Source organism: Sphingopyxis witflariensis, from assembly GCF_002205635.1.
GTDB classification, from domain to species: domain Bacteria; phylum Pseudomonadota; class Alphaproteobacteria; order Sphingomonadales; family Sphingomonadaceae; genus Sphingopyxis; species Sphingopyxis witflariensis.
Map to the genome: position 1 here is coordinate 1 of NZ_NISJ01000027.1, position 3,866 is coordinate 3,866.

3 protein-coding genes are annotated in these 3,866 nt (G+C 61.5%); 2 read left to right on the top strand and 1 reads right to left on the bottom strand.

The window, feature by feature from the left end; translation table 11 throughout:
• Window positions 1-458 precede the first annotated feature (458 nt).
• Window positions 459-1,352, bottom strand: a complete 894-nt coding sequence (locus tag CDQ91_RS20755; protein ID WP_088474598.1) for a LysR family transcriptional regulator — start codon at window positions 1,350-1,352, stop codon at window positions 459-461.
• Between the two features lie 150 nt (window positions 1,353-1,502).
• Between CDQ91_RS20755 and CDQ91_RS20760 the strand changes: the two genes are divergently transcribed.
• Complete coding sequence (locus tag CDQ91_RS20760; RefSeq protein WP_237246099.1) at window positions 1,503-2,675, top strand: MFS transporter; 1,173 nt, start codon at window positions 1,503-1,505, stop codon at window positions 2,673-2,675.
• A 15-nt stretch (window positions 2,676-2,690) separates the two neighbouring features.
• Complete coding sequence (locus CDQ91_RS20765; RefSeq protein WP_144036845.1) at window positions 2,691-3,851, top strand: alpha/beta hydrolase; 1,161 nt, start codon at window positions 2,691-2,693, stop codon at window positions 3,849-3,851.
• The last annotated feature ends 15 nt before the right edge of the window (window positions 3,852-3,866 follow it).

Here is a 3,866-nt window from a genome sequence, read left to right on the forward strand (position 1 = left end):
ACTCCTTAGGTTGAAGGAGTCGAAAGGGTCTGCCTGCGGCAGCCCACGTTCAATCAGGCGCGGCGCTCACTGGACGACTTTACATCGAGGCTAGCGCCAATCCGCGCAGCGGTTCGTGCACCGGCCATTTCAGTAAACCGAATGGTTCGAGCTGATATCGAGCGCATCGCTAAAAAGACGCCCGCCCGATCGAAACCGTGCGGGCGTCAGATGAAGATCTCTGTTTTCCTGAAAGGAAGAGCTCTCCTGGGTCGCATGGCGCGGATAGCGTCGCGTACCGACCGATAATTGTACGGCAACGCCAAAAGATGCCCGGTGTGTGATCCGACGTCAGCGTTCGCTTGTTTCAGCCAGAACCTGCACGGTCTCCAACCGACCGATACCGTTGAGAAGTCGGCCTTCGGTAGAAGCTCGAAACAGCGGTGCACTATCAGTCGCTAATGTGACCCTAAGCTTTCTCAGCTTCGATATCGCACGGCGGCGACGAACGCCGCCAGAGCGGGCGATTGCTGGCGGCGGCTTGGGTAGTAAAGGTGATAGCCGGGGAACGGTGGGCACCAATCTTCCAACACGGGCGCGAGTTCGCCTGCGTCGATGTGGGTTTGCAGATAGTCGCGAGGCAGGTAGCATAAGCCGAGACCATCGATTGCGGCTTGGCGGACGATGGCAATGTCATTCACGACCAGCTGACCCTCGACGCGCACGTTCACGGCGCGGCCGTCCTTCTCCAAATCCCAGATCGAAATACCCCCTTTGGCCTGGTGCCGCAGATTGATGCAGTTGTGAGTGGCGAGGTCGTCGGCCGTCTGCGGTGATCCATGGGTCGCCAAATATCCCGGTGACCCGGCGATAGCCATTTGCATGTTGGGACCGATGCGTACCGCGACCATGTCCTGGGCGAGCGTTTCACCGAGCCGAACGCCGGCGTCGAAGCGCTCGGCAACGATGTCCACAAAACCATTATCGACCGTCAAATCGACGATGAGGTCCGGATAGAGTGGCAGCAACTTCGCTAGAGCGGGCAACAGGATGCTCTCGGCCGGCTGGTCGCCGGTCGTGATGCGCAATGTCCCCGCGGGCTTATCGCGCAGTTCGGTGAGCGCAGCGAGTTCATCAGCGACTTCGTCGAAGCGCGGACCGACACGTTCCAGCAGCCGCTCGCCCGGCTCGGTGGTCGAGACGCTTCGGCTGGTGCGCGTGAGCAGGCGTACGCCGAGCCGTTCTTCCAGCTTGCGGATGGTATGGCTTAGGGCAGACGGGGAAACACCCAGTTTGGCGGCCGCTCGGGTGAAGCTGCGCTCGCGCGCCACTGCCAGAAAGGCGACAAGATCGGACATGGTTTCGCGATGCATCGTTGAATCCTGCTCACAGCCGTATGCAGATCATAGCGGGTAATCCGCATGATGTAGATGGTTTAGATGAGGGGCATGGAAACGACCCTCTCCCCGGCCCAAGCACAAGAACCCGCGTCCAGGCCCTCAGCAGCGGGCGGCTGGACGGCGGTGTTCGCGCTGACCCTGTGCGTGTCGACGTTGATCGCATCGGAGTTTATGCCTGTCAGTCTGCTGACGCCGATCGCCTCGGGCCTGTATGTGAGCGAAGGCCAAGCAGGACAGGCCATTGCGGTTTCCGGTATATTTGCGGTGATTACGAGCCTGTTCATCGCGTCGGTCACCAAAGGCATCGATCGACGTAGCCTGCTGCTGGTCCTTACAGGCGTGATGATTGTTTCCGGCACGATCGTCGCATTCGCGCCTAACTACCCGATTTTCATGGTCGGCCGCGCGCTGCTTGGCGTGGTGATTGGCGGTTTCTGGTCGATGTCGACCGCAACCGTTATGCGGCTGGTATCGGAGGATAGCGTCGCGCGCGCGCTCGCCTTGCTCAACGGCGGCAATGCGCTGGCGACGACCATCGCGGCGCCATTGGGCAGTTATCTGGGTCAATATATCGGCTGGCGCGGCGCTTTCTTCTGCGTTGTGCCCCTCGCGGCGGTAGCGCTCGCCTGGCAGTTCTTGACCCTTCCGAACATGCCGAGCCGCGAGCGGGCGAGCGGCGTCGCGGCGTTCAAGGTGCTTCGTCGACCGCCAGTGCCGCTCGGCATGCTCGCGGCCGCACTCTTTTTCATGGGCCAGTTCGCGCTCTTCACCTACCTGCGGCCGTTTCTGGAGACGGTCACCGCGGTCGACGTGACCACCTTGTCGCTGATGCTGCTTGGCCTCGGTGTTGCAGGGCTCGCCGGAACTTATGCCATCGGGATCGCGCTCAAGCACTCGCTGTACGGACTGCTGATTTCGATGCCGCTCGCGATGGCCGCGATCGCCGGCGGGCTAGTTGTAGCTGGCGCTTCCGCCCTTGGCGTCGCCATCCTGCTTATGATGTGGGGCTTGATCGGCACGGCTGCCCCCGTCGCCTGGTGGACTTGGGTGAGCAGAGCTTTGCCTGACGAAGCCGAGGCCGGCGGCGGGCTCATGGTCGCAGTGGTCCAACTGGCGATCACCCTTGGCGCCGCATTCGGCGGAATGTTGTTCGACGCCTGGGGTTACCAGGCCACCTTCCTCGCCAGCGCAGCGCTGCTCATGTCATCCTCGCTCGTCGCGGTCCTCGCCGCGCGGTCTTCGCAGGCTGCAATCGATCGGGCTGCTCAATCCGACGCCGCCACTGCGGCTTCCTGAAACCGGAGAAAACGCATGAAACTTTCCCAGATCAATCGCCCGGTGCTGGCGCGCCGAAACCTGATGCGAGGCGGCCTGCTGGCGATCTCTGCGCTTTCGTTCGCCATCGTCCAGCCAGCGCTGGCGCAAACTGAACCGAGCCAACCCAATGGAGCACCTATGCAACTCACCCAGACCTGGGACAAAGTTTTCCCCAAGAGCGACAAGGTCGATCACCAGAAGGTCACCTTCACCAATCGTTACGGCATCACCCTCGTCGGCGATCTCTATCTGCCGAAGAACCGCGGTGACCGCCTTCTGCCCGCGATCGCCGTCGGTGGTCCGTTCGGCGCGGTGAAAGAGCAGTCCTCCGGCCTCTATGCCCAAACAATGGCTGAGCGCGGCTTTGTTACCCTGGCCTTCGATCCCTCATACACGGGCGAAAGCGGCGGTGCGCCGCGCAACGTGGCCTCGCCCGACATCAACACCGAGGACTTCAGTGCGGCGATCGACTATCTCGGCACGCGCGCTTCGGTCGATCGCGAGCGGCTCGGAATTATCGGCATTTGCGGCTGGGGCGGTATGGCGCTCAACGCCGTTGCGGTCGACAAGCGGGTCAAGGCAGTAGCGGTCAGCACGATGTACGACATGACCCGCGTCATGTCGAAGGGCTACAACGACAGCGTGACGCTCGAGCAGCGCACGGAGAACTTGGAGCAGCTCAGCCGCCAACGCTGGGAGGATGCTGAAAAGGGGATGCCTGGTTATGGCCCGCCCATGAATGAACTGAAGGGCGGCGAGGCGCAGTTTCTTGTAGACTATCACGACTATTACAAGACGCCGCGCGGCTTCCACGCAAGGTCGGTCAACTCGAACGGCTCGTGGACGATCACCACCCCGCTGTCGTTCATGAACATGCCGATCCTGAGCTACATCAAGGAAATCTCGCCGCGGCCGATCCTGTTCGTGCACGGCGAGAACGCCCATTCGCGCTATTTCAGCGAGACGGCATACGCTGCGGCCGCCGAACCCAAGGAACTGATGATCGTCCGAGGAGCGAACCACACCGATCTTTACGATAAGGTCGAAGTGGCCTGCTGCCGGTTTGGTGGACACCGAGATAGGGTGTTTCCACCTATCGGAGGTCCACAATGCAAAGAAGGAAGTTCAGCCGCGAGTTCAAGCTTGAGGCGGTGAGGATGGTCCGCGAAC

Coding starts and splice junctions, on each gene's coding strand:
- CDQ91_RS20755 (WP_088474598.1), bottom strand. CDS start 1,352: ATGCATCGCGAAACCATGTCCGATCTTGTCGCCTTTCTGGCAGTGGCG.
- CDQ91_RS20765 (WP_144036845.1), top strand. CDS start 2,691: ATGAAACTTTCCCAGATCAATCGCCCGGTGCTGGCGCGCCGAAACCTG.